17 protein-coding genes are annotated in these 18,297 nt (G+C 72.2%); 14 read left to right on the top strand and 3 right to left on the bottom strand.

Annotation, left to right across the window (positions count from 1 at the left end):
• Nucleotides 1-139: 139 nt before the first annotated feature.
• On the top strand, nucleotides 140-2,953 hold the full coding sequence (aceE, locus tag ACUP6Y_RS08990) for a pyruvate dehydrogenase (acetyl-transferring), homodimeric type (protein WP_462555487.1): 2,814 nt from the start codon (nucleotides 140-142) through the stop codon (nucleotides 2,951-2,953).
• Between the two features lie 64 nt (nucleotides 2,954-3,017).
• On the opposite strand, the gene ACUP6Y_RS08985 is transcribed toward aceE, so the two are convergent.
• Entirely contained in the window at nucleotides 3,018-3,719 is a 702-nt protein-coding gene (locus ACUP6Y_RS08985; protein ID WP_462555486.1) for a FadR/GntR family transcriptional regulator, read from the bottom strand.
• 168 nt (nucleotides 3,720-3,887) lie between these two features.
• Between ACUP6Y_RS08985 and ACUP6Y_RS08980 the strand changes: the two genes are divergently transcribed.
• The 10 genes from ACUP6Y_RS08980 to ACUP6Y_RS08935 are packed head-to-tail and all read left to right on the top strand — an operon-like array spanning nucleotide 3,888 to nucleotide 12,888.
• The gene (locus tag ACUP6Y_RS08980) at nucleotides 3,888-4,130 is read left to right on the top strand and encodes a biotin/lipoyl-containing protein (RefSeq protein ID WP_462555484.1); all 243 of its coding nucleotides are present in this window, start codon (nucleotides 3,888-3,890) and stop codon (nucleotides 4,128-4,130) included.
• Entirely contained in the window at nucleotides 4,127-5,092 is a 966-nt protein-coding gene (locus ACUP6Y_RS08975) for a thiamine pyrophosphate-dependent dehydrogenase E1 component subunit alpha (protein ID WP_462555483.1), read from the top strand. The genes ACUP6Y_RS08980 and ACUP6Y_RS08975 overlap by 4 nt, the downstream gene beginning before the upstream one ends.
• A 5-nt stretch (nucleotides 5,093-5,097) precedes the next feature.
• A complete protein-coding gene (locus ACUP6Y_RS08970; protein WP_462556673.1) occupies nucleotides 5,098-6,084 on the top strand; it encodes an alpha-ketoacid dehydrogenase subunit beta in 987 nt (328 codons plus the stop codon).
• On the top strand, nucleotides 6,081-7,424 hold the full coding sequence (locus ACUP6Y_RS08965) for an aminotransferase family protein (RefSeq protein WP_462555482.1): 1,344 nt from the start codon (nucleotides 6,081-6,083) through the stop codon (nucleotides 7,422-7,424). The genes ACUP6Y_RS08970 and ACUP6Y_RS08965 overlap by 4 nt, the downstream gene beginning before the upstream one ends.
• A 59-nt stretch (nucleotides 7,425-7,483) precedes the next feature.
• On the top strand, nucleotides 7,484-8,461 hold the full coding sequence (locus ACUP6Y_RS08960; protein ID WP_462555481.1) for an ABC transporter substrate-binding protein: 978 nt from the start codon (nucleotides 7,484-7,486) through the stop codon (nucleotides 8,459-8,461).
• 13 nt (nucleotides 8,462-8,474) lie between these two features.
• Nucleotides 8,475-9,425 carry an ABC transporter permease gene (locus ACUP6Y_RS08955; protein ID WP_462555479.1) on the top strand — a complete coding sequence of 317 codons (951 nt, stop codon included), beginning with the start codon at nucleotides 8,475-8,477 and terminating at the stop codon, nucleotides 9,423-9,425.
• Nucleotides 9,409-10,245: an ABC transporter ATP-binding protein gene (locus ACUP6Y_RS08950; protein ID WP_462555478.1), complete on the top strand. Its 837-nt coding sequence runs from the start codon at nucleotides 9,409-9,411 to the stop codon at nucleotides 10,243-10,245. The genes ACUP6Y_RS08955 and ACUP6Y_RS08950 overlap by 17 nt, the downstream gene beginning before the upstream one ends.
• Complete coding sequence (locus ACUP6Y_RS08945) at nucleotides 10,242-10,883, top strand: 2-oxo acid dehydrogenase subunit E2 (RefSeq protein ID WP_462555477.1); 642 nt, start codon at nucleotides 10,242-10,244, stop codon at nucleotides 10,881-10,883. The genes ACUP6Y_RS08950 and ACUP6Y_RS08945 overlap by 4 nt, the downstream gene beginning before the upstream one ends.
• Nucleotides 10,883-11,818 (top strand): lipoyl synthase, encoded by a 936-nt coding sequence (gene lipA, locus ACUP6Y_RS08940; protein WP_462555476.1) that lies wholly within the window; start codon nucleotides 10,883-10,885, stop codon nucleotides 11,816-11,818. Before ACUP6Y_RS08945 ends, lipA begins: the two co-directional genes overlap by 1 nt.
• Complete coding sequence (locus ACUP6Y_RS08935) at nucleotides 11,815-12,888, top strand: pyridoxal phosphate-dependent aminotransferase (RefSeq protein WP_462555475.1); 1,074 nt, start codon at nucleotides 11,815-11,817, stop codon at nucleotides 12,886-12,888. The genes lipA and ACUP6Y_RS08935 overlap by 4 nt, the downstream gene beginning before the upstream one ends.
• On the opposite strand, the gene ACUP6Y_RS08930 is transcribed toward ACUP6Y_RS08935, so the two are convergent.
• Both ACUP6Y_RS08930 and ACUP6Y_RS08925 read right to left on the bottom strand, forming a co-directional pair.
• Entirely contained in the window at nucleotides 12,854-13,855 is a 1,002-nt protein-coding gene (locus tag ACUP6Y_RS08930) for an SLC13 family permease (RefSeq protein WP_462555474.1), read from the bottom strand. The genes ACUP6Y_RS08935 and ACUP6Y_RS08930 overlap by 35 nt on opposite strands.
• Nucleotides 13,856-13,873: 18 nt before the next feature.
• Entirely contained in the window at nucleotides 13,874-14,899 is a 1,026-nt protein-coding gene (locus tag ACUP6Y_RS08925; RefSeq protein WP_462555473.1) for an alpha/beta fold hydrolase, read from the bottom strand.
• A 162-nt stretch (nucleotides 14,900-15,061) separates the two neighbouring features.
• Here ACUP6Y_RS08925 and ACUP6Y_RS08920 point away from each other — a divergent pair, with 162 nt between their 5' ends.
• The 3 genes from ACUP6Y_RS08920 (at nucleotide 15,062) to ACUP6Y_RS08910 (ending at nucleotide 18,277) form a co-directional block, all read left to right on the top strand.
• Nucleotides 15,062-16,243, top strand: a complete 1,182-nt coding sequence (locus ACUP6Y_RS08920) for a PucR family transcriptional regulator (RefSeq protein WP_462555472.1) — start codon at nucleotides 15,062-15,064, stop codon at nucleotides 16,241-16,243.
• A gap of 94 nt (nucleotides 16,244-16,337) precedes the next feature.
• Nucleotides 16,338-17,282: an ACP S-malonyltransferase gene (locus ACUP6Y_RS08915; RefSeq protein WP_462555471.1), complete on the top strand. Its 945-nt coding sequence runs from the start codon at nucleotides 16,338-16,340 to the stop codon at nucleotides 17,280-17,282.
• Nucleotides 17,279-18,277, top strand: coding sequence for a beta-ketoacyl-ACP synthase III (locus tag ACUP6Y_RS08910; protein WP_462555470.1), 999 nt, complete (start codon nucleotides 17,279-17,281; stop codon nucleotides 18,275-18,277). Before ACUP6Y_RS08915 ends, ACUP6Y_RS08910 begins: the two co-directional genes overlap by 4 nt.
• Nucleotides 18,278-18,297: the final 20 nt, after the last annotated feature.

Here is an 18,297-nt window from a genome sequence, read left to right as displayed (position 1 = left end):
GTACGACGAACGTCCCGCGGGGTGCGGGTTGGGGAGTAGTCCAGCGGAGTCAGGGGCTGCGGCGCAACCCTCGGGCCTGCAGAACGGTCCCGATCCCGTACTGACGGGTAGATTTTCTGCCCTCGGAGGAGGTGCAACGATGGGTGACGTGACCTCCGACACGAACACCGACGGCACCACCCCGGCCGTGCGCGCGGCGTCGACCCCCTCGGTCATCCACGAGGGCCTGCCGACCCAGCTCCCCGACATCGACCCCGACGAGACGCAGGACTGGATCGACTCGTTCAACGCGCTCGTCGACGAGCGCGGCCGGGAGCGAGCCCGCTACGTCATGCTGCGCCTGCTGGAGCGCGCCCGCGAGGCGCAGGTGGGCGTGCCGGCCCTGCGCAGCACCGACTACATCAACACCATCCCGCCCGAGCGTGAGCCGTGGTTCCCGGGCGATGAGGACGTCGAGCGCCGGATCCGGGCGTTCATCCGGTGGAACGCCGCGGTCATGGTGTCCAGCGCCAACCGCAAGGGCCTCGAGGTCGGCGGCCACATCGCGACCTACCAGTCCAGCGCGAGCCTCTACGAGGTCGGCTTCAACCACTTCTTCCGCGGCAAGGAGCACCCGGGCGGCGGCGACCAGCTGTTCATCCAGGGCCACGCCTCCCCCGGCATCTACGCCCGGGCCTTCCTCGAGGGCCGGCTCTCCGAGGAGCAGCTGTCCCGGTTCCGCCAGGAGGTGCAGCACGGCCGGGGCGCCGGCCTGCCGTCGTACCCGCACCCCCGGCTGATGCCGGACTTCTGGGAGTTCCCGACCGTCTCGATGGGCCTGACCGGGATCAACTCGATCTACCAGGCGCGGTTCAACCGCTACCTCGACAACCGCGGCATCAAGGACACCGGCCAGCAGCACGTCTGGGCGTTCCTCGGCGACGGCGAGATGGCCGAGCCGGAGTCGCTCGGCGCGATCCGGATCGCGGCTCGCGAGGAGCTCGACAACCTCACCTGGGTCGTCAACTGCAACCTGCAGCAGCTCGACGGCCCGGTCACCGGCAACGGCAAGATCATCCAGGAGCTCGAGGCCAACTTCCGCGGCGCGGGCTGGAACGTCATCAAGGTCATCTGGGGCCGCGAGTGGGACGCCCTGCTCGCCCGCGACGTCGACGGGGTACTGGTCAACCAGATGAACTCCACGCCCGACGGCGCGTTCCAGACCTTCTCGGTCGAGTCCGGTGCCTACAACCGCGAGCACTTCTTCGGCCCCGACCCGCGGCTGCGCGCCATGGTCGAGCACATGACCGACCGCCAGATCGAGAAGCTGCCGCGCGGCGGCCACGACTACCGCAAGGTGTACGCCGCGTTCGACGCCGCCACCAAGCACGTCGGCCAGCCGACGGTGATCTTGGCCCACACGGTGAAGGGCTGGACGATCGACGCCCTCGAGGGCAAGAACGCCACCCACCAGATGAAGAAGCTCACCCAGGACGACCTCAAGAAGTTCCGCGACCGGCTCTACCTGCCGATCAGCGACCGCGACCTCGAGACGGCCTACGAGGCGACCGGCGCCGCGCCCTTCTTCCACCCCGGGGCCGACTCCCCCGAGATCGAGTACATGATGGAGCGGCGCCGCCAGCTCGGCGGCTCACTGCCCAACCGGGTCGACCGCTCGACCATGCTCACCCTCCCGGGCGACAGCGTGTACGCCGAGCTCAAGAAGGGCGCCGGCACCCACAAGGTCGCCACCACCATGGCCGCGGTCCGGCTCCTCAAGGACTGGATGAAGGACCCGGGCATCGGCCAGCGTCTGGTCCCGATCGCGCCCGACGAGTACCGCACCTTCGGCATGGACGCGATGTTCCCCTCGGCCAAGGTCTACGACCCCCACGGCCAGCAGTTCGAGTCCGTCGACCGCAACATGCTGCTGCAGTACAAGATGTCGACGAGCGGCCAGATGCTCCACGAGGGCATCTCCGAGGCCGGCGCGATGGCCTCGGCGATCGCCGCCGGGTCGTCGTACACCACCCACGGCGAGCCGATGATCCCGTTCTACATCTTCTATTCGATGTTCGGCTTCCAGCGCACCGGCGACTCGATCTGGGCGATGGCCGACCAGCTGGCCCGCGGCTTCCTGATCGGCGCCACCGCCGGCCGGACCACGCTCACCGGCGAGGGCCTGCAGCACGCCGACGGCCACTCGCCGCTGCTCGCCGCCACCAATCCCGCGGTCGTCCACTACGACCCGGCGTTCGGCTACGAGGTCGGCCACGTCATGCGTGCCGGCCTGGAGCGGATGTACGGCGCCAGCGAGGCGCACCCGCGCGGCGAGGACGTCATCTACTACCTCACCGTCTACAACGAGCCGGTCGCCCAGCCCGCCGAGCCCGAGGGCCTCGACGTCGCCGGCCTGCTCAAGGGCATCTACCGGGTCTCCGACTCCGGCGCCGCCGAGGGTCCGCGGGTCCGCCTGCTCGCCTCCGGCGTCGGCTTCCCCTGGATCGAGGAGGCCAAGCGGCTCCTCGCCGAGGAGTGGGGCGTCCAGGCCGAGACCTGGTCGGTCACCTCGTGGAACGAGCTGGCCCGCGACGGCATCGCCGCCGAGAAGTGGAACCTGCTCCACCCCGACGAGGCGCACCGCACGCCGTACGTCACCGAGGCGCTGGGCGAGAGCCAGGCCCCGGTGGTCGCGGTCTCCGACTACATGACCGCCGTACCGCTGCAGATCGCGCAGTGGGTGCCGGCCGACTACCACGTGCTCGGCGCCGACGGCTTCGGCTTCGCCGACACCCGGCCCGCGGCCCGCCGGTTCTTCCAGGTCGACGCCCCGTCCGTCGTCGTGCAGGCGCTCGCCGCGCTCGCCGACGCCGGGGAGATCGACCCGGGCCGGGTCAAGGAGGCCGTCGAGCGGTACCGGATCGACGACCCGACCGCGGTCGCCGGCGTGCTGCAGGAGGGCGGCGACGCCTGAGCCGAGAACGTGCTCACAGCAGTCGTGCGGGGCGCCCTCTCCGGGATGCCCCGCACGGCTCTTCTCAGCTGTGGCTGATCGCGTCGAAGTGCTCGTCGACCGCGCGCATCGCCGCCTCCGGGTCGCCGGCGAGGATCGCGTCGTAGATCCGGGTGTGATGGTCGACGAGGAGCGCCTGGCGTGAGGTGCTCAGCGGCTCGTTGCTGAGGCGCTCGCTGCGCTCGGCGAGATCCTGGGTGAGAACGCTGGACAGCGCGTCGGCGAAGAACGTCAGCGACGGGTTGCCGGCCGCGCGCAGCAGCGACTGGTGGAAGGCCCGGTCGGCCGCCAAGACGTCGGCGCGCTGCTCAGTCACGGCCATCGTGTCGATCGCGCGCTTCATGTAGGCGATGAGCACCGGGTCGGCGCGGCGCGCCGCCTCGGCGGCAGCCTGGCGCTCCAGCGCGATCCGGACCGACTCCAGCGACTCCAGCGGCAGGTGCGAGGAGCTGATGGCGAGGTTGAGCGCGACCGAGAGCGCGTCGGGACGCAGCGTCTCGACGAAGGTCCCCGCGCCGGCCCGGCGCCGCAGCACGCCGAGACCCTCGAGCATGCCGAGCCGGTCGCGCAGCGCGGTCCTGCTCACGTCGAGCTGCACGGCGAGGTCGCGCTCGCTGGGCAGCCGCTCGCCGGGGCGCATCCGCTGGATCAGCTGGGCGAGCGACGCCGAGACCGGGTCGTCCGCGAACAGCTCGCTGAGCGCGCCTGCGTCGTTCTCGATCGTCATGGAGGGGCCTTTCCTGCCGGGGGCGCAGCGACTGTAGCCGGGCCCGGATTCGCCGACCCTCTTGACATCCGGTCGTGGGCCAGATCACTATTCACTCAATTGGTAGTACCACTTCTTGAATCGGTAACACCACATTAGCAACCTGTTCCCCCGACCGAAAGGACTTCGGTGAGCACTTCCGTCTCGATCACAGAACTGGGCGACGGCGTCGAGGAGGCCGTCCTCGCGACCTGGCTGTGCGCCGTCGGCGACACCGTCGCGGCCGGCGAGCCGATCGCCGAGGTGATGACCGACAAGGTCAACCTCGAGATCGAGGCACCGGTCGCCGGCGTCGTGACCGCGCTGCACGTCGAGCCCGAGGACACCGTCCGGATCGGTCAGGTCGTCGCCGAGATCGGCGCGTCCGCATGACCACCGAGCTGGACCTGTGGCACACGATGGTCGAGGCCCGCGCCTTCGACCAGGCGATGTGCCGCCACAACAGCCACTGGCACGAGGCCCGGGGCGAGGAGGCCGTCTTCGTCGGCGCGTACGCCGACCTGGGCCCCGACGACGTCGTCGCGCCGCACTTCCGCGGGACCTGCGCGGTCGCCCTCCAGCGCGGTGTCTCCCCCGAGACGCTCGCCGCCGGTGTCTTCGGCACGCGCGGCAGCAGCTCCGCCGGACACTGGCGCGGCGACATCTGCCCCGCGCCCGGCGCCCGCTCGATCGGCATGTTCTCCGGCTCGCTCGGCACCTCGGTGTCCTACGCGACCGGCGCCGCCCTGCACCTGGCCCGCACCAGTCCCGGTGCCGTCGCCGTGTGCGCCTTCGGCGACGGCACCGCCAACAGCGGCATCGTCGCGGAGTCCCTCAACCTCGCCGCGATGCTGGCCCTGCCGGTCGTCTACGTCTGCCAGGACAACCAGTACGCCACCTCGCTGCCGTCAGCGGTCGCTCTGGCCGGCGGACGCGTGTCCGACCGCGCCCGGGCGCTCGGCATCGCCGCCGAGGACGTCGACGGCAACGACCTGCGCGCCGTGCGCACCGCGGTCGGCAGCGCCGTCGAGCGGGCTCGGGCCGGCGGTGGCCCGGCTTTCGTGCATGCCCTGACCTACCGGATGGGCGGGCACTACATGAACGACCCCGAGACCTATCGCAGCCCCGAGGAGGTCGCGACCTGGGCCGAGCGCGACCCGATCGCCCGGTTCCGGGCTCAGCTGATCGCCGAGGGCGTCCTCGCTCCGGCCGACGCCGACGCGCGCAGCACCGCCGCGCACGACCGGATGGAGGCCGTCGTCGTCGCCGCGAAGGCACGCGACGACGACCGGACCACCCCCACCACCAGCGCGTACGCCGAGCACGTGCGCGCCGAGCTGAGGAGCGCCTCGTGACCCGGATGACCATGAGCGAGGCGATCGTCGCGGCGGTCGCCGACGAGATGACCGCGGACCCCTCGGTCTACCTGATCGGCCAGGACATCGGCGTCTTCGGCGGCCCGATGCAGTCGGCGAAGGGACTGTGGGACGCCTTCGGCGCCGACGGCCGGGTCATCGACGCCCCGATCTCCGAGGCGGCCATGGTCGGCACCGCCGTCGGCGCCGCCATGGCCGGCAGTCGCCCCATCGTGGACCTGATGTTCGCCGAGTTCCTGGCGCTCACGATGACCCCGTTGGCCCTGGAGGGAGCCTCGGTCGCCTTCCGCACCCGCGGCGAGGTCACCGTGCCCCTCGTCGTCCGCGCGAAGTGCGGCGTCGGGCCGCACCGGGGCCACGCCGAGAGCTGCGTCGGGATGCTGATGTCCTTCCCGGGGCTCAAGGTCGCGATGCCCACCACCCCGCAGGACGCCTACTCGCTGATGCGCTCGGCGATCCGCGACGACAACCCGGTCGTCGTCCTCGAGCACATGAGCCTGCTGCACGGTGCCCGCGCGGAGGTCGACCGGGCCCTCGCCGTACCCCTCGGCGTCGGGGCCGTGCGCCGCGACGGCGCCGACCTCACCGTCGTCGGCTCGGGGCTGATGGTCCAGCGCGCCCTGCGCGCCGCGGCCGAGCTGGCCGGGGACGGCGTCGAGGCGGAGGTCGTCGACCTGCGCTCGGTCGCGCCACTCGACGTCGACCTGGTCCGCGCCAGCGCCGAGCGCACCGGCGCGCTCCTGGTCGTCGAGGAGTCCTGGCCCGGCTCGGGTCCCGCCGCGGCACTGTGCGCCGGCCTCCTCGACACCTCCGAGGGGCGCACCCGGTTCCCGGTCCGGCTGCTGCAGCCCCCGGCGACCCCGGTGCCCTTCGCCGCCTCGCTCGAGACGGCCTTCGTCCCGTCCGTCGCCGACATCGTCCACGCCGCCCGCGCGCTGCACTCGTCCCCGAGAGGAACCGTGACCGCATGACCACGTCCCCGGCCAGTCAGGTCTTCCACCGCGACCTGGTCCATCCCGCCCCGGCGGTCGAGCGCGCCTCCGGCGTCCACGTGTGGGACGTCGACGGCAACCGCTACCTCGACGCCTCGTCCGGCGGCAACATCGTCATCAGCATCGGCTACGGCGTCCAGGAGGTCCTCGACGCCATGGCCGAGCAGGCCGCCAAGGTCAGCTTCTGCGGCCAGTTCACCAGCGAGCCCCAGGAGCAGCTGGCCCGCGAGCTCGCCGACTTCGCCCCCGAGGGCATGGACTACGTCCGGTTCACCTCGGGCGGCTCCGAGGCCAACGAGACCGCGATCAAGCTCGCCCGGCACTACTTCGTCGAGACCGGCAAGCCGTCGAAGCACAAGGTCGTGGGGCGCTGGCGCAGCTACCACGGCAACACCCTCGGCGCGCTCTCCGCGACCGGACACGTCATGCGGCGCGTGGGCTACGCCCCCATGCTGCTGCCGTTCGCACACGCCGCGCCGCCGTACCGCTACCGCTGCACCCTGTGCGCCCAGAGCAGCGCATGCACGCTGTCGTGCGCCGACGACGTCGAGCGGGTGATCCTCAACGAGGGCCCCGAGCACGTCGCCGCCTTCATCGCCGAGCCGATCGTCGGCGCGGCGGCGATGGGCATGGTGCCGCCCGACGGCTACTTCGAGCGGGTCCGCGAGATCTGCGACAGGTACGACGTGCTGCTGATCGTCGACGAGGTGCTCAGCGGGATGGGCCGGACCGGTCGCAACTTCGCGATCGAGCACTTCGGCGTGGTGCCCGACCTGATCACCTGCGGCAAGGGCATCAGCAGCGGCTACTCGCCGCTCGGCGCGGTGATCGCGCGCAACGAGATCCACGACGCCGTCGCCCGGGGCAGCGGCATGTTCGAGCACGGCTTCACCTACGGCGGCAACCCGCTCTCGTGCGCGGTCGGCCTGGCCGTGCTGCGCCACATCCGCAAGCACGACCTGGTCGCGCGCGCCGGGGAGGTCGGCGGCTACCTGCTCTCCGAGCTCCGGGCCGCGATCGGCGACCATCCGATGGTCGGCGAGATCAGCGGACTCGGGATGCTCGCCGGGATCGAGGTCGTCGCGGACCGGGCGACCAAGGAGCCGTTCCCCTACGAGCTCGGCGTCAGCAAGCGGATCGCCCGCGCCTGCCAGGAGCGCGGGGTGCTGATCAACCCGTCCTTCAGCGGCAACGCCGACGGCTACCGCGGCGACCGCTTCGGCGTCTGCCCGCCCTACATCTTCGAGCGCGCCGACGTCGACCGCACCGTCGCCGTGCTCGCCGAGGCCGTGGCCGCCGTGGCCGCGGAGATCGGATGACCACGCCGCCGGCCAGCGCCGGCCGGCTCTCGGGTTCCACCCACCACCAAGGAGTCCCTGTGAAGCGCACCTACCTCGCCCTGGCCGCCTCCGCCCTCGCCTGCACGACGCTCGCCGCCTGCGGCGAGGACGGCGGTAGGGGTGCCACGGACGCCGCCGACGCGAAGGTCTGCGTCGACCAGTACGCGACGGCCACCGTCATCGACGATCTGCTCACCGGCATCAGGGCCGGGCTCGCGGAGGCCATCGACGACGGGCTGAAGCTCGACGTGCAGAATCCCAACGCCGACGCCGCGACCGAGCAGACCCTGGCGCAGAAGTTCATCTCCGGGGGCTGCGACGTCATCGTCCCCGTCGGCACGTCGGCCTCCCAGCTGATGGCCACCGCCACCAAGGACATCCCGATCGTCTTCGCCGCCTCCTCGACGCCGGTCGAGGCCAAGCTGGTCGCCTCGATGGACGAGCCCGGCGGCAACGTCACCGGCGTCGCCGACGTGATCGACCCGGTCCCCGACATCGACGCCATGAAGCAGCTGCTCCCCGACCTCGACAAGGTCGGCCTGATCTGGAAGCTCGGCGACCCCGCCGGCGACGCCCAGGCCGACAAGGCCCGCGCCCACCTCGACGACCTCGGCATCGAGTACGTCGAGGCCACGATCAGCAACGGCTCCGACATCACCCAGGCCACGCAGAGTCTGGTCGGCAAGGTCGACGCGATCGAGATCCCCGGCGACACCACCACCATCAGCGCCGTCGAGGGCCTGATGAAGGTGGCCGACGACGCGAAGCTGCCGGTCTACGGCGGCACCAGCGAGGCCGTGGCCGCGGGCGCCGTGCTCTCGTCGTCCTACGACTACGAGGTCGTCGGCCAGGAGGTCGCGAAGCAGGTCCTGGCCATCCTCGACGGCGCCGACCCCGCGACCACCGCGGTCGTCGTCCCCGAGACCGGCGGCTTCGACCTCAACCGGACCAAGCTCACCGCGCTGGGCATCGACATCCCCGCGGCGATCAGCGACGCCGCTCTCACCACGCAGTGAGCAGGAGGAAGCCATGATCTGGAATCTCGTCGAGATCGCCGTCCAGGTGGGACTGCTCTACGTCCCGCTGGTGCTCGGCATCTACCTCGCGATGGGGGTGATGAGCCTCCCCGACCTGACCCTGCAGGGCTCCTTCGGCGTCGGCGGGTCGACCGCGGCCGTGCTCTCGATCGACGGCCATCACCCGGTGGTCTCGCTCGGCGTCGCCATGCTGGCCGGTGCCGCGACCGGACTGGTCACCGCCCTGTTGCACATGAAGCTGCGGCTCAACGTGCTGCTCGCGAGCATCCTGGTCGCCACCGCGGCGTACTCCATGTGTCTGGTGATCATGAGCTCGGGCAACCTGTCCCTGTTCGGCACCACCACCGCATTCTCCTGGGCCGACGACGCCGGGCTGAGCTACCGCGAGGGCACCATCCTCACCGGGGCCGGCGTCGCCGTGCTGCTCCTCGGCGTACTGCTCTGGTTCCTGCGCACCGACTACGGGCTGTCCCTGGTCGCCACCGGCCAGAACATCCAGACCGCCCGTGGGCTCGGCGTCCGCACCGAGCTGCGCCAGGCCGTCGGCCTCGCGGTCGCCAACGCCCTGGCGGCGCTCTCCGGCGGCCTGGTGGTCCACAACCAGGGCTTCATGGACGTCACCATCCAAAACGGCGTCATCGTCATCGGCCTGGCCGGCATGATGCTCGGCCTGAGCTTCACCCGCTCCAGCCGCGTGCTCCCGATCCTGCTCGCGCTCGTCGCCGGCGTCGTGGTCTACCGGTTCGCGGTGGCGACGTCGCTGCAGATCGGTCTCAACCCCAACCTGCTCCAGCTGCTCACCGCGGCCGTCGTCGTCGTGGTGATCGCCGTGCGCAGCCAGGGCCGCAGCTGGCTGAGCACCCTCACCGCCTCCGGCCGCCGCCAGAGCCGGATCGCCCGAACCCGGTACTACGAGGAGGATCGCGTTGCGAGCTTCATCTGACCCCACCCCCGACCTCCAGCTGGTCGGCTGCTCGAAGCGCTTCCTCGCGCCCGGCCGTGAGCTCGTCACGGCGGTCGACGACCTGAGCCTCGAGGTCGAGGCCGGCACCTTCGTGTCCATCATCGGGTCCAACGGCGCCGGCAAGTCCACGACGCTCGCCATGATCGCCGGCAACCTGCTCGCCGACGAGGGCCACGTGCTGGTGCGTGGACGGGACGTCACCACGCTGCCGTCGTGGCGCCGGATCGGCCTGGTCTCGCGGGTCCGCCAGAACCCGCAGGACAACATGGTCTCCAACCTGACGATCGAGGAGAACTTCGCGCTCGCCCTGGCCGGACGACGCGGCCGGTTCCCACTGCGTCGTACGTCGCCCGGCAAGGTCCGGGCCGCCGCGCAGGAGCTCCTCGCGCCTCTCGGCATGGGCCTGGAGGACCGCCTGGGCGCGGTCTCCGGTTCGCTCTCGGGCGGGCAGCGACAGGCGATCGCGGTCGCCATGGCCTGTCTCGGCGCCCCCGCGGTGATGCTGCTCGACGAGCACGTCGCCGCGCTCGACCCCAACAGCGCGGCCCGGGTCAATGCCGCGACCGAGCGGCTGGTCCGCGAACGTGGGATCACCACCCTCATGGTCACCCACGACATGAAGCACGCGCTGGACCACGCCGACCGGCTGCTGATGATGCACCAGGGCACCGTCGTCATCGACGTGTGCGGCGACGACCTCACCGGGATCACGCCGCGCGACCTCCAGCAGCGCTTCGCCGCGCTGTCCGGCGGCAGCCTGTCCGACGCCAGCCTGCTCGCCGAGGGCAGTCCGGCATGACCACGGTCGCGGTGACCCGCACGCCGCTGACCGGCATCCGCAAGGCGATCGCCGAGCGGATGGCCCAGTCCCACGCCCAGATCCCCGGGGTGCATGTCGTCGAGGAGTGCGACGTCACCCGGGTCGACATGCGGCTGCTGCTCGCCCACGCGTGCCGTGCCGTCGCCGAGCTGGCCGCCACGCACCCGCTGTTCAACGCCCATGTCGTCGACGACGAGATCCTCACCTACGACGAGGTGGCGGTCGGGTTCGCCGTCGACACCCCCCGCGGGCTCGTCGTACCGGTGCTCCGGGACCCGCTCGCCCACTCCCCCGAGGAGCTGACCGCCCAGGTCGCCGACCTCGCGGAGCGGGCCCGGGCCGGGCGGATCGCCGTACGCGACATCAGCGGGGCGACGGTCACGGTGACCAGCCCGGGCAAGAGCGGCGGCATCCTCGCGACGCCGCTGATCAACCCGCCGCAGACCGCGATCATCGGGGTGCATCGCGCCACCGACCGGGTGGTCGCGCTCGCCGGCGGGGTCGCGGTGCGCCGGATGCTCAACCTGACCGTCACCTTCGACCATCGGGTGATCGACGGCGCCGAGGCCGGCCGCTACGCCCGCGAGCTGCGCGCCCTTCTCGAGCGGGAGATCTGATGTCCGCTCCGCCCGAGGGACGGCGGCTGCTGCGTCTGGAGGTCCGCAACGCGCAGACCCCGATCGAGCGCAAGCCGTCGTGGATCAAGACCCGCGCGAAGATGGGACCCGAATACACCGCCCTGCAGAAGCTGGTGAAGTCCGAAGGACTCCACACGGTCTGCCAAGAGGCCGGCTGTCCCAACATCTTCGAATGCTGGGAAGACAAGGAGGCCACCTTCCTCATCGGCGGCGACCAATGCACCCGACGCTGCGACTTCTGCCAGATCGACACCGGCAAGCCCCAACCCCTCGACCGCGACGAGCCCCGACGCGTCGCCGAGTCGGTCCAGACCATGGGCCTCAAGTACGCCACCATCACCGGCGTCGCCCGCGACGACCTCCCCGACGGCGGCGCCTGGCTCTACGCCGAGACCGTCCGCGCGATCCACGACCTCAACCCCGACACCGGCGTCGAGAACCTGGTGCCCGACTTCAACGGCGTACCCGACCTGCTGGCCCAGGTCTTCGAGTCCCGCCCCGAGGTCCTGGCCCACAACCTCGAGACCGTGCCGCGGATCTTCAAACGGATCCGCCCCGCGTTCCGCTACGAACGCTCCCTCGACGTCCTCACCGCCGCCCGGGCCTTCGGACTGGTCACCAAGTCCAACCTCATCCTCGGCATGGGCGAGACCCGCGAGGAGGTCTCCGTCGCACTGCGGGACCTGTACGACGCCGGCTGCGAGCTGGTCACCATCACCCAGTACCTCCGACCCTCGGCCCGGCACCACCCCGTCGAACGGTGGGTCAAGCCTCAGGAGTTCGTCGAGCTCGCCACCGAGGCCGAGGAGATCGGCTTCGCGGGCGTCCTGTCCGGACCGCTCGTGCGTTCGTCGTACCGGGCCGGACGTCTGTACCGGACCGCCCGCCGCGCCCGGCTCGGAGCCACCGGATGACCGCGCTCAGCGCCCGGCCCTGGCTGGCCGAGGTCGCGCCGTACGTCCCCGGCGCGAAGGCTCCCTCGGCCGCCGGCTCGCTCTCGGCCAACGAGTGCGCGCTCGGCGCCAGCCCGCGCGTGGTCGACGCGGTGCTGGACGAGATCCGGCACGCGCACCGCTACCCGGACGCGCTGGCCGGCGACCTGCGTGCGGAGCTGTCCCGGCGCCACGGCGTACCCGAGGACCAGGTGCTGGTCGGCAACGGCTCCGACGAGCTGATCTTCCTGCTCGCCCTCGCCTACCTGGCCGGAGGTGGCACTGCCGTGTGCGCCGCGCCCGCCTACCGGGTCGACGAGATCAGCACCCGGGTCGTCGGCGGGTCGGTCGTCTCGGTCCCGCTCGTCGGCGACCGGCACGACCTGGCGGCGATGGCGCGCGTCCCGGCCGACATCGCCTATGTCGTCAACCCGCACAATCCCACCGGCACCCTGGTCTCCCGCGCCGAGATCCGCCGGTTCCGGGAGCACTCGCCCGCGGGCCTGGTCGTCGTCGACGAGGCGTACGTCGACTTCGCGGCCTCCCCGGGCGCCACCACGGCCATCCCGCTCGTGGCGGGCGGCGGGCTCGCCGTGCTGCGGACCTTCTCGAAGGCCCACGGCCTGGCGGGGCTGCGCGTCGGCTACCTCATCGCGCCGCCCGACGTCGTCGCGGTGCTCAGCGGCATCCGGGCCCCGTTCTCGGTCAACCGGCTCGCCCAGGCCGCCGCGCTCGCGGCGCTGCGCGACCCCACCCACCACGACGCCGTCCGCACGCACACGCTCGACATGCGCGCCCGGGTCGCCGACCTCCTCACCCGCCGCGGGTACGACGTCGTCCCGTCCCACGCGAACTTCGTGCTGGTCCGGGTGCCCGACGAGGTCGAGCTGGTCCGGCGGCTCGCGGCTGCCGGCATCGCCGTCCGTCCCGGGTCCTCGCTCGGCGTCCCGGGCGCGGTGCGGGTCTCCGTGCCCGACGAGGAGGGCTGGCGCAGCCTGGAGCAGGCGCTGGACAGCCTCACAGCCAGCCGGCCGCGACCGCTGATCGGGTGATCGCCAGCAGCACCACCAGGAACACGCCGTTGACGACCGTGAAGACCCTCAGGAACGACCAGGTCTCCCCCGGCCGCTCCGCGGCGTGCTGGCGCAGCGTGATCAGGCTCGCCAGCGACGCCACGACGGTCCCGACGCCGCCGACGTTGACCCCGACCAGCAGCTGGGCGTGCTCGGAGGTGAACGGCGCCGCGAGCACCGCCGTCGGCACGTTCGACAGCACCTGGCTGGCCAGCGCGCTGACCAGCAGCGGATCCCACGCGAGCACGTCGCCCAGGGCGGCGGCCACGCTCGGCACCCGGGCCAGGCCGTCCGCGACCGCGAAGAAGCCCGCCAGCACGGCGAGCAGCAGCCAGTCCACCTTCAGCAGGGCCGACCGGTCCGCGACGAGCAGCACCAGGACGACGGCCAGCCCCGCCCACGCCGGCACCGCCCGGACCACGATCGCCACGGTCAGCGCGAAGAGCGCGAGGTAGAGCAGGGTCCGCCCGAGCACCACGCGGTGAGGGAGGACGACCGGCTCGTGCGGCGTGCGTCGTACCCAGAGGCAGGTGAGCACGATGAGCACCACCGACGCGACGAACGGCAGCACCATGATCCGCCAGAAGTCACCCGGCCCGAGACCGTAGAACTGGTACAGGTACAGGTTCTGCGGGCTGCCGAACGGCGTGATCATCCCGCCCAGGTTGGCCGCGACCGTCTCCATCACGAAGACGAAGGTCAGCAGGTCGTCGTTGCCGGTGGCCCGCAGGGTCACGACGGTGAGCGGCAGCAGCGTGAGCAGCGCCATGTCGTTGGTGATCAGCATCGAGGCCACCAGGGTGACGCCGACCAGACCCAGCACCAGCGAGCGGCGGGTGCGCAGCAGCGCGATGACCGTCTCGGCCACCGCGCCGAAGAAGTGGACGCCGTCGAGGGCCCGCACCACGGCCAGCAGGCACAAGACGCTCGTCAGGGTGGTCAGCACGGGAGCGCAGGATCAGGCTCAGGCAGGGGTGACCGCCTCGTCGCGTGCCTGCGCCGCCGCGACCGCGGCCAGCGGTCCGAGCGGCGCGCTCGCGCCGGCCTTGAGCATGCGCCGGAACCGCGCCCGGTTGTACGACGCCGGCTCGGTCGTGGCGATGAAGTCGTCGAGCAGTCGGACGAACTCCTCGGGATGGTCCTTGTGGGGGAAGTGGCCGGCGTCGGCCAGCACGTCCACCCGCACGTCGGGCGCCAGCGCCCGCGCGTTCTCGGCGTGCGCGGCGGGGATCACCTGGTCCTCGACGCCCCACAGCACGGCCATCGGCATGGCCTCGCTGAGGTAGGCCCGGTCGGCCATGGTGACGATCTGGCCGCGCCAGTCGATGACCGCCCGGACCAGGTGGCGGATCGCGAACCGGGTGCGCCGGTCCTTCCACGACTCGACGATGTCGGCGACCTCGTCGAGGTCGCGGGTGTACTTGCGCAGCGGGCCGAAGGTGAGGCGGCCGGACGCGGTGCGCAGGGCGAGGGTCTCGACGTGCCGGATGCCGGGCAGGGTGAGCAGCCCGACGGCGCGGAACCAGCCGGGCACCTGGATCAGCCGGATCATCGGCGTCACCTCGGGGCCGAGACCACCGGTCGAGACCAGCATCACCCGCTGGGTGCGCTCGGGGAACTGGTAGGCGAACTGCATCGCGACGCCGCCGCCGAAGCTGTGGCCGACGACGGTGACCTTGTCGACGCCGAGGACGGTGAGCAGGTCGCGCATCCCGTTGGCGTAGCCGCCGAGCGTGTAGTCGGCGCGCGGCTTGTCGGAGCGCCCGTGTCCGAGCAGGTCGGGCGCGATCACGGTGTAGCGCTCGGCGAGGTCGTCGATGAGGTGCGCCCAGGTGGTGTGGTCGCAGGCCAGGCCGTGCAGCAGCAGCAGCGCGGGCCCGGAGCCCCGCTTGACGTACGCACGGCGCTTGCCGTGCAGCGTGACGTACTGGACCTCGTACCCCACCGACATCGCCGCCCCCTCCGCGCTCGGCCAGATGACCAGCTCCACGGGCTCGCGCGCTCCCGTGGAGTCACTCGTCTGGCGAATGCTCGCTCCTGCTAGCAGTGGTGCATGATTCAACCACGCCGGCCCGCGGCCCCGACACCCCGCCTGCGCGAGGTGGGCGCCACCGCTCCCCTCGGGTCCCGGACGGGACACTAGGCTTGCGTCATGTCCCCCACCGGTTCGGCACAGCGGGCCGAGGCCACCCGGCAGCTGCGTGCCGCGACCGGCTCGCTGAGCACCGCGGCGACGTCGCGGATGGACGTCGAGCTGACCTGGTTCCGCGACCTGAGCGCGGAGGAGCGGTCCTACGTCGGGATGATCGTCCAGGCCGGCGTGCAGGGCTTCGTCGACTGGTTCGCCGACGGCGGCAGCTCCGACCCGCAGGACCACGCGCTGGTCGGCCAGGTCTTCGGCGCCGCCCCGCGGACCATGGCCGGCACCGTCGACCTGCACCAGACCGTCGACCTGATCAAGCTCACCATCGACGAGGTCGAGGCCAACATCGAGCGGCTGCTGGACCCCGAGGTGCTCCCCGACGTCCATGCCGCCGTGCTGCGCTACGGCCGCGAGGTCGCGTTCGCCACCGCGGAGGTCTACGCCCGTGCCGCCGAGGTCCGCGGCCGCTGGGACGCCCGGCTCGAGGCGCTCGCCGTCGACGCCGTGCTGCGCGCCGAGACCGACGAGGCGGTGCTCTCCCGCGCCAGCGCCGTCGGCTGGTCCTCCCGCGGCGAGGTCGCCGTCGTCGTCGGCACCGCCCCGCCCGAGGCCTCCGCGCCCCAGACCGGCGTCTTCGACGACATACGACGGGCCGCGCGCGAAGGTGGTCTCGATGCTCTCAGCGCCGTTCAGGGCCACCTGCTGGTGGTGATCCTCGGCGGCGTCGGGCACCTTGAGAAGGACGCATGCACCGTCGTCCACCTGTTCGGCGAGGGCGCCGTCGTCGTCGGTCCCATCGCCACCGACCTCGCCCACGCCCACGTCTCGGCCCGGGTCGCCCTCGACGCGCTGCGCGCCGCCGCCGGCTGGCCGGACGCCCCTCGACCGGTGTCCGCCCACGACCTGCTCCCCGAGCGGATCCTGGCCGGCGACGACCTCGCCCGCCGTGAGGCGATCGAGGACCTCTACCGTCCTCTCGCCGACTCCCGCGGCGAGCTGGTCGAGACCCTGGTCGCCTACTTCGCCAACGGCGCCGGCATCGAGGCCACCGCCCGCTCGCTGTTCGTCCACGCCAACACGGTGCGCTATCGCCTCGGCCAGATCGCCGATCTGACCGGGCTCACGCCGTCCGTCCCCCGCGACGCGCTCACGCTCCAGCTGGCCCTCGTGCTGGGCCGGCAGTCCGCGTGATCCCACGTCCTTGTAGGACTCCCACAAGGACGCGCCGCCAAGTTCGTGGACGACGCAGGCGCGGTCCTCCACCCCCGGACGGCAGGCTGGATGCGTGCTCGTGATCGTGGCCCCCGGACAAGGCGCGCAGACGCCAGGATTCCTCTCGCCCTGGCTGGAGGACGACGCCGTCGCCGCCGCCTACGTCGACTGGCTCTCCGCCGTCGCCGGGCTCGACCTGGCCCACTACGGCACCCAGGCCGACGAGGACACCATCCGCGACACCAAGATCGCCCAGCCGCTGCTGGTCGCCGCCGGCCTGGTCGCCGCGCGGCAGCTCGGCGTCTCGCCGGCCGCCGTCACCGGCCACAGCGTCGGCGAGATCACCGCGGCCGTCGGTGCCGGCGTGCTGAGCGCCGAGCAGGCCATGGTGCTGGTCCGCGAGCGCGGCAACGCGATGGCCGACGCCGCCGCGGTCACCCCGACCGGCATGACCGCCGTCCTCGGCGGCGACCGCGACGAGGTGCTGGCCGCGATCGCCGCGCAGGGCCTGACCGCCGCCAACGACAACGGCCCCGGCCAGATCGTCGCCGCCGGTACGACGGAGCAGCTCGCCGCCTTCGCCGAGAACGGCCCCCAGGGCGCCCGCCTGCGCTCGCTCTCGGTCGCGGGCGCGTTCCACTCCCCCCACATGGCTCCCGCCGTGGACCATGTCACCGGCCTGGCCCGCGCGGTCTCCGTCGCCGACGCCCACACCCCGTTCCTCACCAACTCCGACGGCACCGCCCTCCAGGCCGGCCGCGACGTGCTGGACCGGATCGTCGGCCAGATCGCGCGCCCGGTCCGCTGGGACCTGTGCCTGGCGACGATGGCCGACCTCGGCGTGACCGGCGTCTTGGAGCTGCCGCCGGCCGGCACCCTCACCGGGATCGCGAAGCGCTACTTCCGCGGCCACGAGCCCGCGGTCGAGACGTTCGCCCTCACCGGGCCCGAGCAGCTCGACGAGGCGCGCGCCTTCTGCGCGCGGCACGCCCTCCAGGCCGAGGTCGTGCCCGCATGACGACGCTGCGGACCGAGACCGGCTCGTCACACGCCGCCATCCTGGGCGTGGGCGCCTACCGCCCCTCCCGCCTGGTGCCCAACTCCGAGGTCGTCGACGCGATCGACTCCAGCGACGAGTGGATCCAGCAGCGCTCCGGCATCAAGACCCGCCGCTTCGCCACCGACGAGGAGACCGTGGTCGCGATGAGCGTCGCGGCCGCGCAGCAGGCCCTCGATGCCGCCGGCATCGACGCCCGCCAGATCGACTGCGTCATCGTCGCGACCGTCAGCCACCTGCTGCAGACCCCGTCCGCGGCGACGGCGATCGCCTACGAGCTCGGCACCGACCAGGCGGCCGCCTTCGACATCTCCGCGGCCTGCGCCGGCTTCTGCCACGGCGTCGCCCTCGCCAACGACATGATCCGCGGCGGCAGCGCCCGTCACGCCCTGGTCATCGGCGTGGAGCGGCTCTCCGACATCACCGACCCCACCGACCGCGGGACGGCGTTCATCTTCGCCGACGGCGCGGGCGCGGTCGTGGTCGGCCCGTCGGAGACCCCCGGCATCGGACCGGTCGTCTGGGGCTCCGACGGCGAGCACTACGACCACATCCGGACGCCGGACTGGCGCGACGTGCTCGCCTCGGGCGAGCCGACGATGCCGTGCCTGTCGATGAAGGGCAACGAGGTCTTCCGCTGGGCCTCCTACGGCATGGCCAAGGTCGCCCAGCAGGCTCTCGACCGCGCCGGCGTCACCGCCGACGAGCTCGACTGCTTCATCCCCCACCAGGCCAACAACCGGATCACCGACGCGATGGCCCGCTCGTTGAAGCTGCCCGACTCGGTCAAGATCGCCCGCGACATCATCGACGCCGGCAACACCTCCGCCGCGTCGGTCCCGATGGCCCTGCGGCGGATGATCGACGACGGCGACGCGACGTCGGGCGACACCGCCCTGCTCATCGCCTTCGGCGCCGGCCTGGCGTACGCCGCCCAGGTCGTCGTCGTCCCCTGACGGGCCTACGGCCCGCCCCC

This window comes from Nocardioides sp. S5-5 (assembly GCF_054954065.1).
This window is presented reverse-complemented; position numbering and strand designations above follow the sequence as displayed.

Bases quoted from the DNA above. Each gene is read 5' to 3' on its own strand.
- ACUP6Y_RS08970 (WP_462556673.1), top strand. From the start codon at position 5,098: ATGACCATGAGCGAGGCGATCGTCGCGGCGGTCGCCGACGAGATGACC.
- ACUP6Y_RS08920 (WP_462555472.1), top strand. From the start codon at position 15,062: ATGTCCCCCACCGGTTCGGCACAGCGGGCCGAGGCCACCCGGCAGCTG.
- lipA (WP_462555476.1), top strand. From the start codon at position 10,883: ATGTCCGCTCCGCCCGAGGGACGGCGGCTGCTGCGTCTGGAGGTCCGC.
- ACUP6Y_RS08910 (WP_462555470.1), top strand. From the start codon at position 17,279: ATGACGACGCTGCGGACCGAGACCGGCTCGTCACACGCCGCCATCCTG.
- ACUP6Y_RS08945 (WP_462555477.1), top strand. From the start codon at position 10,242: ATGACCACGGTCGCGGTGACCCGCACGCCGCTGACCGGCATCCGCAAG.
- ACUP6Y_RS08975 (WP_462555483.1), top strand. From the start codon at position 4,127: ATGACCACCGAGCTGGACCTGTGGCACACGATGGTCGAGGCCCGCGCC.
- ACUP6Y_RS08985 (WP_462555486.1), bottom strand. From the start codon at position 3,719: ATGACGATCGAGAACGACGCAGGCGCGCTCAGCGAGCTGTTCGCGGAC.
- ACUP6Y_RS08955 (WP_462555479.1), top strand. From the start codon at position 8,475: ATGATCTGGAATCTCGTCGAGATCGCCGTCCAGGTGGGACTGCTCTAC.
- aceE (WP_462555487.1), top strand. From the start codon at position 140: ATGGGTGACGTGACCTCCGACACGAACACCGACGGCACCACCCCGGCC.
- ACUP6Y_RS08935 (WP_462555475.1), top strand. From the start codon at position 11,815: ATGACCGCGCTCAGCGCCCGGCCCTGGCTGGCCGAGGTCGCGCCGTAC.
- ACUP6Y_RS08965 (WP_462555482.1), top strand. From the start codon at position 6,081: ATGACCACGTCCCCGGCCAGTCAGGTCTTCCACCGCGACCTGGTCCAT.